Genomic DNA, 16,665 nt, shown 5'->3' on the forward strand with positions numbered 1-16,665 from the left:
CGGAAGACCCGGCTGAAGGTGTCGTGGCTGGGAATGCCATGGGGCAGCGTCAGGAAGCGGCGTAGGAAAGGTTCTTTCGACTGTCCGAAAAGCGCCATATCTGAACAGTCCTCAGCCCCACAGAGCACAGCGCAGAGGGCAATAAACAGGATCTCATCCAACTCGTGACGGGCGTTGGGCCCCCTGGGGTCAGGCAGATCGGAAAAGCAGCTGGTGACAGATGCCATATCACTCCTTGATACCGGCACATAGCGGATACCGGCAAGAGTGCCTACGATGCGGGCAGCGTGTCTATGGACGACTACTTATCTAACTGCGATAGCCCTGGGGGTTGGCGGGAACGTCTTGCACCTTGGTCTAGGTTGTACCAGAATGATTTTTGCAAAAGGAAACACTGTTTCCTAAAAAGGAGGAACGCCATGAAGACCCTCACGATTTCCACCGTATCCGCTGCGCTGCTGTTGGCTGGGGCCACCGCTCATGCTCAGGGTAGTCCGATGAACTATCAGCCGAGCCCTTACCTGGGCGGCGATGTGCTGTTCTGGGAGCTCGATAGCGACGGTGGCGACGACTTCAACAGCACCGGCCTGCGCCTGCGCGGTGGTGTGGCGTTCAACGACTACTTCGCCCTGGAAGGCCATCTCGGTACTGGTGGATCCGATGGCAGCCTCGATCTGGAGTACCTGACCGGGGCCTATGCAAAGGGCATCGTGCCGATTGCCCCGGAATTCCGCCTCTATGGCCTCGCAGGCTTCAGCGAGGTGGACGTCGATGCGGATAGCGAGAGCGGCTTCTCCTACGGTGCTGGCGCCGAGTTCGACGTGGCGCCCAACCTCGCCGTAGGGGCAGACTACATGCGCTATCTGGATGAATCGAATTATACCTTCGATGCCGCCAGTGTCGGGGTGACGTTTCGCTTCTGATGTTCCTGCAATGACCAGCACCGTGGCACGAAACGCGCCCCGTCGGAAAAACGGCGGGGCGCGCTGCGTTTAGGACGTTCCGGTCGATGTCTAGTCGGTGCGGTCCAGCCCCATCTGCCAGAAATCGATCTCCAGGCGCGTGGCGTCGCGAAACACCGTGCACAGCTCGGCGAAGCGTGCCGGGGTGACGTCGGCCAAGCGGGCGTCGAGCCATTCGAGCTCGGCGCGCATGGCGGCCTGGAAGTCGTCGCTCTCGTACATGGCGATCCAAGCATCATAGGGATTGCCCTCGCCGCGTACGGTTGAGGGCTGAGCATTTAGCCAATCGGCAATCTCGCCATAACCCACCACGCAGGGGGCGAGGGCCACGTGCAGGTCGAGCAGATCGCCGCGGTTGCCGGTATCCAGCACATAGCGTGTGTAGGCAAGGGTGGCGCGGGCTTCGGGTAGGTCGGTGAGTTGCTCCTCGGCGATGCCCCACTCGCGACAGTAGCCCACGTGCAACTCGAGCTCCACGTCGAGGATCGCCTTCAAGCCCTCATGGGCCTGGCGCAGGTCGGCCAGTGTCGGACTCTTGTAAGCGGCCAGGGCATAGGCCCTGGCGAAGTGGATCAGGAAGAGGTAGTCCTGCTTGAGGTAGTGGCGAAAGGCGTCGTCGGCGAGGAGGCCCTGGCCGAGCTGGAGAACAAAGTCATGCTCGATATAGGCACGCCAGTCGTCCTGGCAGGCGGCGGTGAGGTCGTTGAAACGGTAGCCCATCTTGTCTCCGTCAGGGGGTGTCGATTCGGTGGTTCGGCTATTGCCTGATCGCCTCCAGTTCGAAGATCAGTTCCACCTCGTCGCCGACCATACCGTTGTCGACTCCGTAGTTCATCCCCCAGTCGCTGCGGTCGATGGTAGTGCGCGCCGACAGCCCCAGGGTGTGCTGTCCATGACCGAAGGGGTACTCGGCGGCCTTGTTGAGCGTGACCGCCAGGCTCACGAGGCGGGTCTCGCCGAGCAGGGTCAGGTCGCCTTCCAGCGTGCCTTCGCTGTCGCTGTGTGCTTCGAAACCGGTGACCTCGAAGACGATGGTCGAGTAGCGTCCGGCATCGAGGAAGTCATCGCTGCGCAGGTGGTTATCGCGCTCTTCATGGTTGGTGAATACGCTGTCGGCGGCGATCTCGACGTTTCCGGAGTGCAGCTGTCGAGTCTGCTCGTCGTAGACGAATTCGCCCTGGCCTTCCAGAAACATGCCGAGGATGTCGGCGTAACCGACGTGTTTGGTCAAGAAGCCGATGGAGAAGTGCTCGGGATCGATCTCGTAGGTGCGAGGCTCGGCACTGGCCGAAGGCATCGAAAGGGCGCCCAGGGTCAGGGCGAGCCCTGCGGCGATCGGCAAGGAGGGGCGTTGGGTATGATGGAGAGGCGAGGGCATGAGAGTATCCTTTTGATTCATGAGTGGTTGCCGGTTTGATAGTCCTCTGGCCGTCTTGCTGGGGCATGGCGATATAGCCAGCGAATATCGATGATGAAAGACCAGAGCAGACCGATGAGCGCACTGCCTGTCAGCCAGCTCGTGGCTGTGGCGCCGGCGATGGGCAGAAGAGAGATCATCAAGGCGGCGACCTGCCAGACGCAGATTGCCTTGCGACGACGACTCTCCGGCAAGGCGGCGGTCAGCCAAGTCAGCTTGAGTCCGGCCATGATGAAAGCGTAGCGCATGGCACCGATGGCCAACACCCAGGGGCCTGCTTTGCCGAGCAGCAGCAGTGCCAAGCACAGCACTAGAATCAGGAAGGCGTCGAGCTCCATGTCGAAGCGCGCCCCGAAATCGCTCTGTGCGGACGTGCGGCGCGCCACCCAACCATCAATACCATCCAGCAGCAGGGCCAGCAGGGCCAGGGCGGCAAGGGGGGTGGCGTATCGAACCAGCAGGTCGGGCTCGGCCAAGGTGCCCGTCAGCAGTGCAATCAGTATTCCCCGCCCCAGGGTGACGCGGTTGGCCCAGCCGAGACCTCGCCAGTGGCAAGGCACGCTTGCAAGGATGAGCCCGGCCATGCCCAGGTAGGTGATCGCCGCCAGCAGGGGCACCCAAGGGCTCGACTTCCACCACGACCACAGCAGAGCCGCCGAAACCAGCAGACAGAGGGCTCCCACGCCCAGGTCGCGGAAGATCGGAACGGCTCGCCCCATCGTATGGCCGGTGCCTGATTGACAGTGCTGCATTGTGCACCTCAATATTGCTGTATCGATATTGTAGAAGAATGAGCTAACGGCCAACAGTGTTGTCACACCGGTTCGATGGCAACGAGGTTGCTCATTGCCTTATTACGCCTGTCATGACCGCTGATATTCCCGATACGGACACTGCCATGCTGCATGCTACCGCTACCGCCTTCTGGACCTTGGCCCCGGGCCAGGGGGCCCTGCGCCAGGAGCCGGTGCCGACGCCAGGCCCCGGCGAGGTGGCCGTTCGAACCCTGTTCAGCGGCATCAGTCGCGGTACCGAATCGCTGGTCTTCCAGGGCCGTGTGCCGGAAAGCGAGTGGCAACGCATGCGCGCCCCCTTTCAGGAGGGCAATTTCCCCGCGCCGGTCAAGTACGGCTACGTCAGCGTCGGTGTCGTCGAGGCCGGTGAGTCCTCGTTGATCGGACGCGAGGTGTTCTGCCTCTATCCGCACCAGGACCGCTACGTGGTGCCGGTCGACGCCGTGACGCCGCTACCCGAAGGCCTGCCCGCGGCTCGGGCCGTGCTGGCAGCCAACATGGAAACGGCCATCAACGGCGTCTGGGATGCCGCCCCCGGCGTGGGCGACCGGATCACCGTGGTCGGCGCCGGGGTCATCGGAACCCTGGTGGCTTGGCTCTGCGCAGCGATTCCCGGTACCCGAGTCTGCCTGATGGATGTGTCGCCGGGGCGGGCCGAGCTTGCCGACACGCTGGGCATCGATTTCAGCCTGGCCGATCAGGCGCCCACCGAGAATGACCTGGTGATCCACGCCAGCGGCAACCCCGAGGGGCTGCGCCAAAGCCTGACACTGGCCGGCGACGAGGCCCGGGTGGTCGAGATGAGCTGGTACGGCGACCGCGAGGTTAGCCTGCCGCTGGGGGAGGCCTTCCACTCCCGGCGGCTACGCCTGGTCGGCAGCCAGGTGGGCCGCCTGCCCTTCGAGCGCACGCCGCGCTGGGACCATGGCCGCCGCCTGGCGCTGGCGCTGGAGCTGCTGCGTGAGCCCTGCCTAGATGCGCTGATCAGCGGCGAGAGCGATTTCCAGGAACTGCCCGCCCTGATGCCTCGGCTGGCCGCCGCCTCAGGCGACGTGCTCTGCCATCGAATCCGCTATCCGACCCTCTCCTGACGCGAGTTTATTGCCTTATGTATCGTCTGAACGTTCGTGACCATTTCATGATCGCCCACAGCTTCCGCGGCGAGATCTTCGGGCCCGCCCAGCGCATGCACGGCGCTACCTATGTGGTTGACGTGACCTTCCAGCGCCGCGAACTCGATGACGACGGCCTGGTCGTGGATATCGGCCTGGCCGGTGAGGCCCTCAAGAAGGTCCTCGCCGAGTTCAATTTCCAGAATCTCGATGGTGTGGAGGAGTTCCAGGGCCATAACACCACCACCGAGTTCATGGCGCGGGTGGTCTTCGAGCGTCTCGCCACGGCCATTCAGCTCTGTCACCTCGGTGAGGGCGCCATGGGGCTCGATTCCCTTTGCGTGACCCTGCATGAATCGCATGTCGCCTGGGCCAGCTACGAAGGCGAGCTCTGATGCCTCTGACGGCGATGCCCGAGCTGACCCTGATCGTCGCCGGTGATCCCGACCAGTGGACCGGCGGCTATGTGTACGATGCTCGCATGATGGCAGAACTTCGCAGTCAGGGGTGGCGGGTCGACGTGGTAGGACTGGAGGGACGTTTCCCGTTGGCTGACCAGAAGGCCCGCCACAGTCTGTCCCAGGCCCTGGCGACGTTACCCGACAACGCTCGCGTGGTCATCGATGGCCTGGCCATGGGCGGCCTGCCCGATGAAGTCGAGCGACATGCCGCGCGCCTTCAGATCATCGCGCTCGTCCATCATCCTCTGGCCGACGAGACCGGCCTCGACGTCGTCCAGCAGAGAGACTTTCACCACAGCGAGACCCGGGCGCTGGCCTCGGCCCGCCGGGTGGTTGTCACCAGCCACCATACCGCCCGTGCCCTGCAAGAGTACGGCGTCCCCGACGAGCGAATCCGAGTGGCCGAGCCCGGTGTCGACAAGGCTCCCCTGGCGCGCGGCGCTCTGGATCACGAGGAGGTGGGCCGGCCCTGGCGGCTGCTCTGTGTGGCGACCCTGACACCTCGCAAGGGGCTCGGTGTGCTGGTCGAAGCGCTGGCCGGCCTCATCGACCGGCCCTGGGTGTGCGAGGTTGTCGGCAGTCATGACCGCGATGCCGGGCACGCGGCCGCCCTGATGGCCGAGACGCAACGCCTCGGCCTTGCCGAACGGCTGTGTTTCGTGGGCGAGCGAAATGTCGACGACCTGGCTGCGTCTTATCGTGAGGCCGATCTCTTCGTTTTGCCCTCCTTCTACGAGGGCTACGGCATGGTCGTGACCGAGGCGCTGTCCTGGGGGCTGCCGGTGATCACCACCACGGGCGGGGCACTGGCCGACACCCTGCCGCCCGAGGCGGGCATCGCCGTGCCTCCCGGTGATGCCGATGTACTACGCGAGGCGCTGTCGCGCTGGATGGACGATACCGAGGTCAGACGCCGTCTGCGCGGCGGTGCCAGCCGGGCCCGGCGAGGGTTGACCGATTGGCAACAGGCGGGGCAACGCTTCGCGGCCGCCCTGGAGGCCATTCCCGAGGCGACGATAGACGCCGTGGCTCGCCCTGAGCGGAGGCAATTATCATGAGTACTTCCACCGCCCATGCTGTGTTCTCGGCGGAGTGGCTCGAACTGCGCGAAGGGCTGGATACCCGGTCACGCAGCCATCGACTGATCGGGCTGGCCGCCGACTGGCTGAACGCGCGCGCCGCCCCGCATGGCATCGTCGACCTGGGCAGCGGCAGTGGCAGCAACCTTCGCTTCCTGACCTCACGCCTGCCGGGCCCCCAGCGCTGGCGACTGGTCGATCACGATGCCCAGCTGCTGACCCATGCCCGTCGGCGAGGTGCTCTGCTTCGCGATAGTGAAGGAGCCCCGGTCGTCCTGGAGACCCATTGCCGCAGCCTCTCCCCGATCGATCGGGACCTGCTGGCCGATGCCGATATGGTGGTCGCCTCTGCGTTGTTCGACCTGATGCCTCGGTCCTGGGTGGAGTCGCTGGTGGCCGCCTGCGCTGTCCATGGCCAGGCCCTGCTGCTGACCCTCAGCGTGGACGGCGACTGGGCCTTCCTGGACCGCCAGGGCGCACGCGTCGAGGATAGCGAGGATATCGCCGTGCGTACCCTTTTCCAGACCCATCAGTATCGCGACAAGGGCCTGGGGCCCGCGCTGGGCGGCGAGGCACCCGCGGTGTTGACCAGCACCCTGCTGGCCGCCGGCTTCCGGGTGGAGAGCGACGCCACGCCCTGGCACCTGGCGGCCGAAGACACCACCCAGCAATGCCTAGCCGAGGCCTTGGTGACCGGCTGGCACGACGCCGCCGTCGAAGAGGCACCGACACAAGCGGCTCGTCTCGGCGCCTGGCGAGACCGGCGGTTGGCGGCCATCTTCGCCGGCGAGCTGGGCGTGACGGTGGGGCATCGTGATCTCTTCGCCTGGCCGTTGCCGCCAGCGGGTCGGGGATAACCATGGTATTGGCTCGATCCTCCCGCCTGTGGCGGCCGCTGGCCAGCCTGCTGCTGCTGTGCGGGCTCTGGCTTTGGCTCGAGCCGGGGGAGGTGATCGATGCGGTCGGCCCCCTGGCACCGGGCTGGATACTGCTGGCCCTGGCCTTGACGCTGCCGCAGATGCTGCTTTCCGCCTGGCGCTGGCGACTGACGGCGTCTCGTCTCGAGCTGTCGCTGAGCTGGGGGCGTGCGCTGCGGGAATACTACCTGGCCATGTTCCTCAATCAGGTGCTGCCCGGCGGGGTGGCGGGTGATGCCACCCGCGCCTGGCGCCATTCCCGGGCCAGCGGTCGGCGCGGAAGCGCCTGGCGGGCAGTTATCATCGAGCGCGCCTCCGGCCAGCTGGCGATGCTGGTTCTGACGTTGCTGGTCGTGGCCATATCACCGTTGTGGCAGGGGCTGATCGGTGAGGCGCTGGCGAGCCTGTCCTCGCCGGGCTGGCTGATAGGCGCAACGTTGATGTTGGTCATCGGTGTGCCGGTCATGCGCCATCTAGTGCGCCAGCCGCCAGCGGCTTTGGCCGGGCTGGGAGAAGACCTGCGGCGTAGCCTGCTGGCGTCGTCGGTCTGGCCGCGACAGCTCGCCGGGTCCCTGCTGGTGGTCTTGAGCTATGCCTTGGTGTTCGTCTGTGCGGCCCGGGCGATCGGCGTCACGCTCCCCCTAGGCACCTTGATGTCGCTGGTGCCTCCGGTCCTGATCGCGATGTTGATCCCGCTGTCGCTGGCCGGGTGGGGCCTGCGCGAGGGCGCGGCGGCGCTGGTCTGGGGGTTGGTCGGCCTGGCGCCGGCCGAGGGGGTGGCGGTGTCGATGGCCTATGGTCTGCTGGTGCTGCTGGCGAGCCTGCCCGGGGCGATGTTTTTGCCGGGCCTGGTCCGACGCTTCGCTACACCATCGGATGTCGGCGCCTTAGACCCCGACGGATCAGGGCCGGGTGAGGTCCAGATCGAAGAGGGTATCATCGCCGCAGCGGAAGGTCCGCGCGACGGGACGACGCGCCTGGTCCAGGGTGGCGATGGGCGTCATGGCCAGCCCCGGCCGGCCGGAGCCGATCAGCAGTGGTGCCACCAGCAGGTGCAGGCGATCGAGCACGCCGGCCTCCAGGAATCTCGAGACCGTGATGCCGCCACCCTCGATCAGCACGCGCCGCAGGCCCCGGTCGGCAAGCGCCTCGAGCACGTTGGCAGTATCAAAGCCGTCGGTTGCCGTCGGCAATTGCACGCGGGTGACGTGCTCGGCCGACGGCTGGGCGATATCGACCTGCTCGCCGACCAGGTGCAGGCAGGGGGCCTGGGCTTCGCGCAACAGACGGATCGTCGATGGCACCCGGCCCCGAGGGTCGAGGATCACCCGTACCGGTTGCCGCCCGCTGACGTGTCGCACCGTGAGCAGGGGATCGTCCTCGCTGGCGGTGCCGGCGCCGATCACCACGGCATCAACCAGCGCCCTCAGCCGGTGCAGATGTGTCCGGCTCTCGAAGCCGTTGATGTAGTGGGAATGCCCGCTCTCGGTGGCAATGCGTCCATCCAGGCTCTGGCCGAGCTGGGCCAGAGCCAGTCGGCCGGGATGCATCGCCAGCGGGACCAGATTGTCGAGCAGTTCCCGGGCATCATCGTTCGCAGGAATGTCAGACGTCCATCCGCTGGCCGTCAGGCGCAGCGGGCCTTCCCTGTGCACCGACGCCGCGGTACTGGCCACGCTCTCTCTCGCTCGACAGAGGGCCAGCCAGGCCGTCGTTTGGTCCAGGGTGTCGGGCAGGGTCGGGGGCATGAGGGCTCCGGGCCAGGGCAAAGCAAACATCATGCGCAGTCCGCCTCGGCGGAGCAAGGCATGCAAGGAGGGCACCATGCATCAGGTTGAGCGGGCCATCTTCGATCTGCGTCGCGGGCTGCCGGTGGTGATCACCGATGGTGACACGCGCGTTCTGGTCCAGGCCATCGAGGGGGCAGGTGAGGACACGGTCTCGCGCTTGGCCAGCCATGCGGGCAACACGCCCTCGCTGGTCCTGAGCCGCCATCGGCTGGCGGCTCTCGGCGAGCCGGAAGCCGGCCATCTGGCCCGCCTTCCCTTGACGGAGGGCGCCGGTCGCCAGCGGCTGGTCGACCTGGCCTTCGGCTTCACGCCGGAAGTCGCAGTGGGATGCGATGAGTTGGCCGGCTGGCGTCGCTCACTGGAACCAACGCAGGCGGCCGATCGGGCGGCCCTGGCACTGATGCGCCGGGCGCTGCTGATTCCGGCGGCGCTGGTGGTTCGGGTCAGTGAGGCGCAGCGGCCCGCCGTGGAAGCCCGGCTGGAGGACGGCGCCTGGCTCGCGGTCCGGGCCGATCAGGCCGAGCACTGCCTGGAGGGGGGGATCGGTATGCTCAAGCGCGTCAGCGAGGCGCGGATTCCCCTGGCGGATGCTTTCGACTGTCGCTTCATCCTGTTTCGCGAACCCGACGGTTTGCGCGAGCACGTGGCCGTGGTGATCGGCGACCCCGGCAATGGAGACGCAGCGGTGCCGCTACGCCTGCATTCGGCCTGCCTGACCGGCGATCTCTTCGGAAGCCTGCGCTGCGACTGCGGTGAGCAGCTTCGCAATGCCGTGGCCGACATCCAGGCGCTGGGTGGCGGCGTGCTGCTCTACCTGGCCCAGGAGGGTCGAGGCATCGGGCTGGCCAACAAGCTGCGGGCCTATACCCTCCAGGACAGCGGCCTGGACACCCTGGATGCCGACCAGGTCCTGGGATTCGGTGAGGATGAGCGACACTATGGGGTGGCAGTGGACATCCTGGACGCCCTGGGGATTCGCCGCGTGCAGCTGCTGACCAACAATCCGGGCAAGGTCTCGGCGCTGGCCGAGGGGGGTATCGAGGTGGTCGAGCGCCAGGCGCTCTACGGCAGCCTCAATGATCACAACCGCCGCTACCTCAGCGCCAAATCGGAGCGCGCCGGCCACCTGCTCGATGCGGTGTTCAGCGCCGATCAGGACTCGAACGCCGGGCCTTGAGGGGACTGCGCTAACGGCTGAGGGTGGCGTCGATCTCCCTGCGCTGGGTCTCGCGCAGAATGCGAGCGATGCGCTTGCCGTAGTGGGTGACCAGGCGCTCGCCGAGTTCGGCCGTGCCGAGATGGGCATTGCCCACCACCCCCGCAGGATGCAGATCCTCGGCCAGCCAGGCGAAGGCGGCTTCTCCCTCCGGGCTAAGCAGCAGCCCTTCCTCTGCCAGGGTCTCCCCCTGTGAGCGCGGGTGATCCAACTCGCCGAGTCGTACCTTGTGCGGGGCCAGATGGCGCATCATGGCGGTTTCCAGCGCGCCCCCGTGCAGCCCGTGGCGCAGCTCCTCGGTGGGTAGAGCGCCGTCGGGCAAGGGCGGCATTCGAGTGTAGTGGACCTTGACCACCAGCATGCCGTGCCGGCGGCGCAGACGCAGGGCGGCCAGGTCCATCATTGCCTTGTTGCCGCCGTGACTGTTGACCAGTACAAGCCGCTGCAGGCCGGCCCGAGCCACGGCGTCACCATGGGCCTCAAGGGTCGCAATGGCCAGTTCCGGTGACAGGCTCAGGGTCCCGGGAAAGCTCAAATGCTCGTCGCTGGCGCCCACCGCCATGGGCGGCAGGATCACCAGCGGGAAGCGCTCGGGGAGCTTGGTCAGCGCCTCCGCCAGCAGCCCCTCACCGATATCGAGGTCGGTGGAGAGCGGCAGGTGGGCGCCGTGCTGCTCGATGGCGCCGACGACCATCACCGCCACGCTATTGCGCGGCAGGGACGACAGCTGTCGGCTGGTGAGATCCTGCCAGCGGGTACAAGCGGTCGGGTCACTCATTGGCTCGTGCGCTCCATGTCGTGTTCATCATCGTTATGCCGTGCATAGAGGTCGCCCGAGGCCAGGCCGTTGGCACCTGCGGCCAGCCAGTCGCGAATGGCCGACGGTGTGCGCCACGTTGCCCACTCGAACCGCCGACCTTCGCCGGCGATGGCATTGAAGCGATAATCGCCCAGCTCGGCCAACCGCACCACGCAGCGGTCGGCCACGTCCAGGGCGCCGGCAACGAACTCCACCGAGATGCCCGCGATGGGCCGCGTCAGTCCGGCCAGCACCTCGGCCTCGAAACCTTCCACGTCGATCTTGCAGAAGCGCGGCAGCCCGTGCTCGGCGATCAGCGTATCGAGAGTGGTCACGGGGACGCACAGGCGACCTTCCCAGCGCACCTTGCGAAAACCGGGGTTGCGTTCGCCGATACCCCGGCGCCACTCATGGGCCAGGGTAGAAACCGTGGGTGTCGCTTCGCTCACCGCCAGTTCGGCCTCGCCGGGCTCTGCTCCCGCGGCGAAGGGCAGCAGGGTCACACCCTGACGCTTTCCCACCAGGCGCTTCAGCCAGAGAAAGAGGGAAGGCTGGGGCTCCAGGGCGACCACGCGAGCGCCCAGCCCCTGGAAGGCCGCGGTGCGATCGCCCAGGTGGGCACCGATGTCGAACGCCAGCTCGCCGGGCCCGACGAAGTCGGCATAGAGCCGCTGGAGCCCCCGCTGGCGTCCCGGACGCCAGTAGATGACCAGCGAACGCGCCAGCCCCAGGCCGCGTGACACTCGGCGGGTCGTGGCGGCCAGTCGGGTGGACATGGAAGAGGCTCCGGTATGCTTCATTCGGTTTTCGTCTTGAGGTTGGCGCTGGCCCGGGGAGATGGTGACATGGATGCCGTTCGCGGGGCGGGTACCGGGTCACGCTGCGTCGCTGCTCCCTGGGGTGGCCAGACGGTAAACGACTGCACCGGCATGTCGCCGGGTGATTCCAGGGGTGGTGGTGTCAGGCGGGTCGAAGCAGGGCTCGGTGACGCCGTGGCCAGCCGTTGCAGCACCGTGGTGGGCATCACCTCCGCCGGGACCCTCAGCAGGCCGGCGCGGTAGAGCCTGCGCCCATGGGTGAGGCTGCTGGTCATCTTGATCAATGGCGCCGCCAGCAGCAGGCCCAGCCAGACCGGTGATAGCCACCAGAAGAACATCGGGGCGAACAGGTAGGTTGTTCCGGCCCAGGCCGCGCCGATCAGGGTCGCGGGCCAGGCATGGCGCAACGCCTGCCCCCAGGGCACCGATCGCCCTTCGCGGACCTGGGCGTCCCAGCTCACCTGTCGGCCACTAAGCACACTCAGGATGAACCCGCTGTGGAGCAGCATCATGAGGGGGGCGATCAGGATGGCGATGGCGATCTCCAGCAGGGTGCTCGCCAGCAGGGGGGCTCTGCCTCCGAAGGCGGCGGGTCGCTGGATGAACGCCAGCAGGCATCCCAGCACCTTCGGCAGCAGCAGTATCACCGCCGTGCTGATGAGCAGGGGAATGACCAGGTCGGGCGTGGCAACGGGCCAGTCGGGGAAAAGCTGGTAGCCGTCACTGAAGAAGTCGTGGCGACCCTGGGCCCGGCCGATGGCGTCCAGGGTACTGATCACCAGCATCAGCCCCCACAGCAGCGAGGTTAGGTAGGCCAGCGCGCCGAACAGGAAGTGCAGGCGGTTCATGGGGTGCAGGCCGGCGGCACCGAGCAGCCGGATATGCTGCAGGTTGCCCTGGATCCAGCGCCGGTCGCGCTTGGCAAATTCGAGGATGTTGCTGGGCACTTCCTCGTAGCTTTCGCCGAGGCAGGCATCCAGGTGGACCTCCCAGCCGGCCCGACGCATCAGCGCCGCCTCGACGAAGTCGTGGCTGAGTATGTCCCCACCCAGCGGTGGCGTGCCGGGAAGCGCCGGCAAGCCGCAACTGGCCATGAAGGCCCGGGTGCGCAGGATGGCGTTGTGTCCCCAGAAGTTCACGGCATGGCCTTGCCAGAAGCATTGCCCGGTGGCGAGCAGGGGGCTGTGAAGCGCAGCGGCGAACTGCGTGAAGCGCCCGAACACGCTCGCCGAGCGGACTGGAATGGGGACCGTCTGGATCAGGCCGATGCCGGGGTTGGCCTGCATGGCGCTGACCAGTGATATCAGGGTCCTGCCCCCCATGAGGCTGTCTGCATCGAGCACGACCATATAGTCGTAGCGATGGCCCCAGCGGCGACAGAAGTCTGCCAGGTTGCCGGCCTTGCGACCCCGGTTGTTATCGCGGCGACGATAGTGAACTTCGAGCCGAGGCGCCAGCCGCTGTTGCAGGCCGACGATGGCGGCTTCCTCCTGGCGGGCGATCTCGTCGTCCCGGGTATCGCTGAGCACGAACGCCTCGAATCCCCGGGCGTAGGGCTGTTCGAGAAGCGAGCGACAGGTGCTTTCCAGGCCCGCCACGATGCGCTCGGGGTCCTCGTTGTAGATGGGCATCACCAGGGCCGTGCGATGCGCACCCGGATCGGTGGCCGACGGCTGCTGTTCCAGCCGGGCCAGGCTCAGGGGGTCGCGGCGTGTCAACTGCAGCACAAAACCGATGATGGCCGTCCAGAAGGCGACGGTGATCCAGCCGAAAGTGATCACGAACAGGCCCAGCACGATGCCCTGCAGTGCCGTGATGCCGTTGACACGCAGGATCTCGAACATGGCCCAGCTGCCCAGGGCGGTCGTGGCGAGCACCAGCAGGGCGAAACCCACCTGCCGTGCGGCCAGCCATGGCACCCGAGTCGAGCGATCAGCGGAGTTCATCGGGGTTCCAGACATAGTTCCAGGTTTCACTCATCGGGGTGTCACGCAGCGTCAGTCGAAGTCGCATGTCCACGGGATTCGCCCCCTGGGGCTGTACCCTGAAGGAGGCACGCCAGGTCTCGCCGTCGGGAAGGCGTTGCACCTGTAACTGCCGTGTCTCGCCGCTCGAGACCACGAGTTCGGCCTCAACCGGGTGAGTGCCGTCCAGGCTCGAGAGCTCACCCCCTCGGAAGTCGATCACGAACTGGCGACGACTGCGCGGCGGAGGGTCGCTCTGCCCCGGCACGGCTCCCCATCCCTGTCGGGTGCGCACGGTGCTGCCCAGCCTCTGCTCGGGGCGCTGAGCGTCGAAGGTGGAGAGTCGATAGCGATACGTCCGTGACTCGCCGGCCGTGAGCGGTTGCTCGGGGACCCAGTAGACGACGATGTTGTCGTTGGTCTCCGACTCGCTGGGTATCTCGACCAGTTCCACGCTGCCCGGTCCCCAGTCACCCAGCGGCGCGATCCAGTTGCTGGGGCGACGCTCGTAGCGCGACTCCATGTCGAGGTAGCGGTCGAAGTCACGGTCGCGCTGGGCCAGGCCGAAGCCCGTCGGGTTTGTGTCCTGCAGGCGGGTGATGCGCAGCTCACGCGGGTTGTTCAGGGGGCGCCAGATCCACTCCCCGGCATGGGTCTGCATCAGCAGGCCCTGGGAATCATGCACCTGTGGCCGGAAATCGTCGGCAGGGTAGGGGCTGACGTCACCGTGCATGAACATGCTGGTCAGCGGGGCGATGCCCACCTTCGCCACATCGCGGCGGGCGAACAGGCGGGCCTCAACCTCCACGTCGATCTGCTTGCCGGTATGCACCCGAAAATGGTAGGCCCCGGCGAGCGAGGGGCTGTCGAGCAGCGCGACGATGTCGATACGGGTCGCTTCGGGTTCGGGCTGTAACAACCAGAATGCCGTGAACGCCGGGAACTCCTCGCCACTGGAGGAGGCCGTATCGATGGCCAGACCGCGAGCCGAGAGGCCATAACCCTGATCGCGGCCGACCATGCGTAAGTAGCTGGCGCCCTGGAAGACCAGGAACTCGTCGTGGTAGTCCTCGCGGTTGAGGGGAAAATGCAGGCGAAACCCCGCGTAGCCGGCGCCACCCAGGTCCGCTTCCTGAAGTGGCGTTGCTGGGCCATCGTAGCGAAAGAAGGACGACTGGAAGGGCAGGTGCTGCTGTTCGCCGTTCTTGATCAGATGCAGTTGGACCGGTCGCTCGAACAGGAAACCGGTATGGAAGAGCTGCACCGAGAATAGTGTCTCGTCCCGCCACAGGGCCGCTTCCGGGCGAAAGCGGATCGAGCGGTAGGCATCGTAGTCGATATCGCGCAACGCGGGGGGCAGATCGCCGGCCCGCTCCTCGTAGGGGGAAGCCGCGAGTTGGCGAGCGCGTTCGGTGACCTCCTCGAAGATGCCGGGCAGGTTAGGCGCGGGCTCGGCCCAGGTCGCAGGCGTGAATCCCACGATGAGCAGGCTGGTGGCCAGCCAACATAAAGGAGACAAGAGTGGAGACAAGGGTAGGGACACGGGGTGATTCTCCTTGACCAATTTCTCCCGACGGGATGACAACAGGGTCGACTGCCAGTTGTCGGGACGCATCTATACAAACATTATACACTGAGAGCTTCCTGGTCCATTCAACCCGGTGATTGTCCATGTCGTTACCCTCTCCAGTCCGCTGGTGCTTGAGCCTGGTACTGCTCAACGGCATGTTGCTGGCACCCGTATGGCTGTTGTACGGCGATCCTCTACGGCACTGGGTTGCCCTCGAGGCCGTCCTGTTGGCGGGTCTGCTGGCGCTGCTGCCGTTGGCTGGGTGGGTTGCCGGGCTGCGCTGGCTGCTGGTGGCGCTGATCCTGGTGTTTCTGCTGGTCGGCCTGGGCGATGTGGCGACCCATCTGGCGTTCGGACGTTCCTTGAATCTCTATCTCGACCTCCCCCTGCTGCGTTCCGCCTTCCACCTGCTGGAGGGCAATCTGGGATTCACCCTGGCCGTCCTGGTCACCCTGGGGGGCACGGTCCTGCTGGCCTTCGTGGCCTGGCTGCTGGCCAAGGTGATCGCGAGCCTACAGGGCGCGGCGCGCGGTGCCTTGGGAGTCGCAGGTGCCTTGAGCATGCTGGTGGTGAGCGGCGTATTGATCGCGGCTGATAGCCAACAGGTCCGGCCGCTACCGGTGGTGCGCACGCCCTTGCTGGACACCCTGCATTTCCAGGGGCGTCAATGGATCGAGACGCGCCTCGCTCACCGAGACTTTGCCGAGCAAATGGCGGCGGCGCCCGTTCAGGTCACCGCCTTGCCGGGGCTTGCCGGACGCGATGTGTTGCTGGTCTTCGTGGAATCCTACGGCATATCGGCACTGTTCGATGACCGCTACGCCGAGGTCCTGGGTCCGCGGCTGGTTGACATGGCCGAGCGGTTCGACGCCGCCGGTCTGTCGGTGGTCTCGGGTCTTCTTGACTCGCCGATCCGCGGTGGCCAGTCCTGGCTTGCCCATGCCACGGTGCTGAGCGGCCTGCGGATCGACAATTCGCTCTGGTATCGATTGCTGCTGGACAGCGAGCGCACCACGCTGGTGGACGATTTCCGCGCCACCGGCCATCGCACCCTCACCGTGATGCCGGCCATTACCATGGCCTGGCCGGAGGGCCGCGCCTACGGGTTCGACGAGATCCACGCCGCCGCGGACCTGGATTACGCCGGCCCACCCCTGAACTGGGTCACCATGCCGGACCAATACACCCTGCACCATTTCGAGACGCGGATTCGCAATGGTGGGGTATCTCGCCAGGCCGCCGAGGCACCCCCGCTCTTCGCCCAGATCGCGCTGATCAGCAGCCACGCTCCCTGGACCCCGATCCTGCCTGTGCTCGACGACTGGAGCGCGGTAGGTGATGGCAGTGTCTTTTCGCGCTGGGAGGACGCCGGCGAGACACCCGAGCAACTCTGGCAGGACCTGGAACGCGTGCGCGATCACTACGCCAGATCACTGGACTATGCTCTGGGGGCCAGTATCCGCTGGGCCGAGGACTTCGTCGACGATCAGACCCTGATGATACTGCTGGGCGATCACCAGCCGGCGCCGCTGATCACCGGTGACAACGCCAGCGGCGCTGTCCCGGTCCATGTGATCAGCGGCGACGTCAGCCTGCTCGACCCCTTCCTGGCGCGGGGGTTCGTGTCCGGCCCCGTTCCGCCACGGCCCGATGGCTACCCTGGTGGAGATGTTGCCGGTCAGGAAGCGCTGCGCGGCTGGCTTCATGAGGCGTTCGGTGCCGACGATGCGTCGGGCGCCTCTGTCTCGAACCCCTGAACGTCGGGC

At 66.3% G+C, this 16,665-nt stretch carries 16 protein-coding genes and 1 pseudogene; 8 read left to right on the plus strand and 9 right to left on the minus strand.

Annotated features, from left to right (window positions below; translation table 11 throughout):
• A partial coding sequence (locus tag BMY30_RS13175) for a transposase family protein (RefSeq protein ID WP_139195524.1) occupies nucleotides 1-227 on the minus strand: 227 nt, incomplete at its 3' end.
• Between the two features lie 192 nt (nucleotides 228-419).
• On the opposite strand from BMY30_RS13175, the gene BMY30_RS13180 reads away from it, so the two are divergent.
• Entirely contained in the window at nucleotides 420-923 is a 504-nt protein-coding gene (locus tag BMY30_RS13180) for a porin family protein (RefSeq protein ID WP_089714457.1), read from the plus strand.
• Nucleotides 924-1,013: 90 nt separating this feature from the next.
• On the opposite strand, the gene tenA is transcribed toward BMY30_RS13180, so the two are convergent.
• The 3 genes from tenA to BMY30_RS13195 are packed head-to-tail and all read right to left on the minus strand — an operon-like array spanning nucleotide 1,014 to nucleotide 3,098.
• Nucleotides 1,014-1,682: a thiaminase II gene (tenA, locus tag BMY30_RS13185; protein ID WP_089714458.1), complete on the minus strand. Its 669-nt coding sequence runs from the start codon at nucleotides 1,680-1,682 to the stop codon at nucleotides 1,014-1,016.
• A 37-nt stretch (nucleotides 1,683-1,719) separates the two neighbouring features.
• Nucleotides 1,720-2,340, minus strand: a complete 621-nt coding sequence (locus BMY30_RS13190) for a YceI family protein (protein WP_089714460.1) — start codon at nucleotides 2,338-2,340, stop codon at nucleotides 1,720-1,722.
• A gap of 17 nt (nucleotides 2,341-2,357) precedes the next feature.
• Nucleotides 2,358-3,098 (minus strand): CDP-alcohol phosphatidyltransferase family protein, encoded by a 741-nt coding sequence (locus BMY30_RS13195; protein ID WP_089714608.1) that lies wholly within the window; start codon nucleotides 3,096-3,098, stop codon nucleotides 2,358-2,360.
• 179 nt (nucleotides 3,099-3,277) lie between these two features.
• Between BMY30_RS13195 and BMY30_RS13200 the strand changes: the two genes are divergently transcribed.
• The 5 genes and pseudogenes from BMY30_RS13200 to BMY30_RS18195 all read left to right on the plus strand — a co-directional run.
• A complete protein-coding gene (locus BMY30_RS13200) occupies nucleotides 3,278-4,264 on the plus strand; it encodes a zinc-dependent alcohol dehydrogenase (RefSeq protein WP_170840142.1) in 987 nt (328 codons plus the stop codon).
• 17 nt (nucleotides 4,265-4,281) lie between these two features.
• Nucleotides 4,282-4,680 (plus strand): 6-pyruvoyl trahydropterin synthase family protein, encoded by a 399-nt coding sequence (locus BMY30_RS13205; RefSeq protein WP_089714462.1) that lies wholly within the window; start codon nucleotides 4,282-4,284, stop codon nucleotides 4,678-4,680.
• The gene (locus BMY30_RS13210; protein WP_244516209.1) at nucleotides 4,680-5,804 is read left to right on the plus strand and encodes a glycosyltransferase family 4 protein; all 1,125 of its coding nucleotides are present in this window, start codon (nucleotides 4,680-4,682) and stop codon (nucleotides 5,802-5,804) included. The genes BMY30_RS13205 and BMY30_RS13210 overlap by 1 nt, the downstream gene beginning before the upstream one ends.
• The gene (locus BMY30_RS13215; RefSeq protein WP_089714465.1) at nucleotides 5,801-6,682 is read left to right on the plus strand and encodes a class I SAM-dependent methyltransferase; all 882 of its coding nucleotides are present in this window, start codon (nucleotides 5,801-5,803) and stop codon (nucleotides 6,680-6,682) included. The genes BMY30_RS13210 and BMY30_RS13215 overlap by 4 nt, the downstream gene beginning before the upstream one ends.
• A gap of 2 nt (nucleotides 6,683-6,684) precedes the next feature.
• A pseudogene (locus tag BMY30_RS18195) lies at nucleotides 6,685-7,551 on the plus strand (lysylphosphatidylglycerol synthase transmembrane domain-containing protein); the annotation flags it as partial.
• A gap of 93 nt (nucleotides 7,552-7,644) precedes the next feature.
• On the opposite strand, the gene BMY30_RS13225 reads toward BMY30_RS18195, so the two are convergent.
• Nucleotides 7,645-8,568, minus strand: a complete 924-nt coding sequence (locus BMY30_RS13225) for a RibD family protein (RefSeq protein ID WP_342027790.1) — start codon at nucleotides 8,566-8,568, stop codon at nucleotides 7,645-7,647.
• Here BMY30_RS13225 and BMY30_RS13230 point away from each other — a divergent pair.
• Nucleotides 8,567-9,709, plus strand: a complete 1,143-nt coding sequence (locus BMY30_RS13230) for a GTP cyclohydrolase II (protein WP_089714467.1) — start codon at nucleotides 8,567-8,569, stop codon at nucleotides 9,707-9,709. The genes BMY30_RS13225 and BMY30_RS13230 overlap by 2 nt on opposite strands.
• Nucleotides 9,710-9,719: 10 nt before the next feature.
• On the opposite strand, the gene BMY30_RS13235 is transcribed toward BMY30_RS13230, so the two are convergent.
• The 4 genes from BMY30_RS13235 to BMY30_RS13250 are packed head-to-tail and all read right to left on the minus strand — an operon-like array spanning nucleotide 9,720 to nucleotide 14,872.
• The gene (locus BMY30_RS13235; RefSeq protein WP_089714469.1) at nucleotides 9,720-10,526 is read right to left on the minus strand and encodes a creatininase family protein; all 807 of its coding nucleotides are present in this window, start codon (nucleotides 10,524-10,526) and stop codon (nucleotides 9,720-9,722) included.
• Nucleotides 10,523-11,323, minus strand: coding sequence for an FkbM family methyltransferase (locus tag BMY30_RS13240; RefSeq protein ID WP_089714471.1), 801 nt, complete (start codon nucleotides 11,321-11,323; stop codon nucleotides 10,523-10,525). Before BMY30_RS13240 ends, BMY30_RS13235 begins: the two co-directional genes overlap by 4 nt.
• A 20-nt stretch (nucleotides 11,324-11,343) precedes the next feature.
• Nucleotides 11,344-13,311: a glucans biosynthesis glucosyltransferase MdoH gene (gene mdoH / locus BMY30_RS13245; protein WP_089714473.1), complete on the minus strand. Its 1,968-nt coding sequence runs from the start codon at nucleotides 13,309-13,311 to the stop codon at nucleotides 11,344-11,346.
• A complete protein-coding gene (locus BMY30_RS13250; RefSeq protein WP_244516210.1) occupies nucleotides 13,298-14,872 on the minus strand; it encodes an OpgD/OpgG family glucan biosynthesis protein in 1,575 nt (524 codons plus the stop codon). Before BMY30_RS13250 ends, mdoH begins: the two co-directional genes overlap by 14 nt.
• A 128-nt stretch (nucleotides 14,873-15,000) precedes the next feature.
• On the opposite strand from BMY30_RS13250, the gene BMY30_RS13255 reads away from it, so the two are divergent.
• Nucleotides 15,001-16,656 carry an alkaline phosphatase family protein gene (locus BMY30_RS13255; RefSeq protein WP_139195525.1) on the plus strand — a complete coding sequence of 552 codons (1,656 nt, stop codon included), beginning with the start codon at nucleotides 15,001-15,003 and terminating at the stop codon, nucleotides 16,654-16,656.
• Nucleotides 16,657-16,665: the final 9 nt, after the last annotated feature.

This window comes from Halomonas daqiaonensis (genome assembly GCF_900109725.1).
Lineage (GTDB): Bacteria > Pseudomonadota > Gammaproteobacteria > Pseudomonadales > Halomonadaceae > Halomonas > Halomonas daqiaonensis.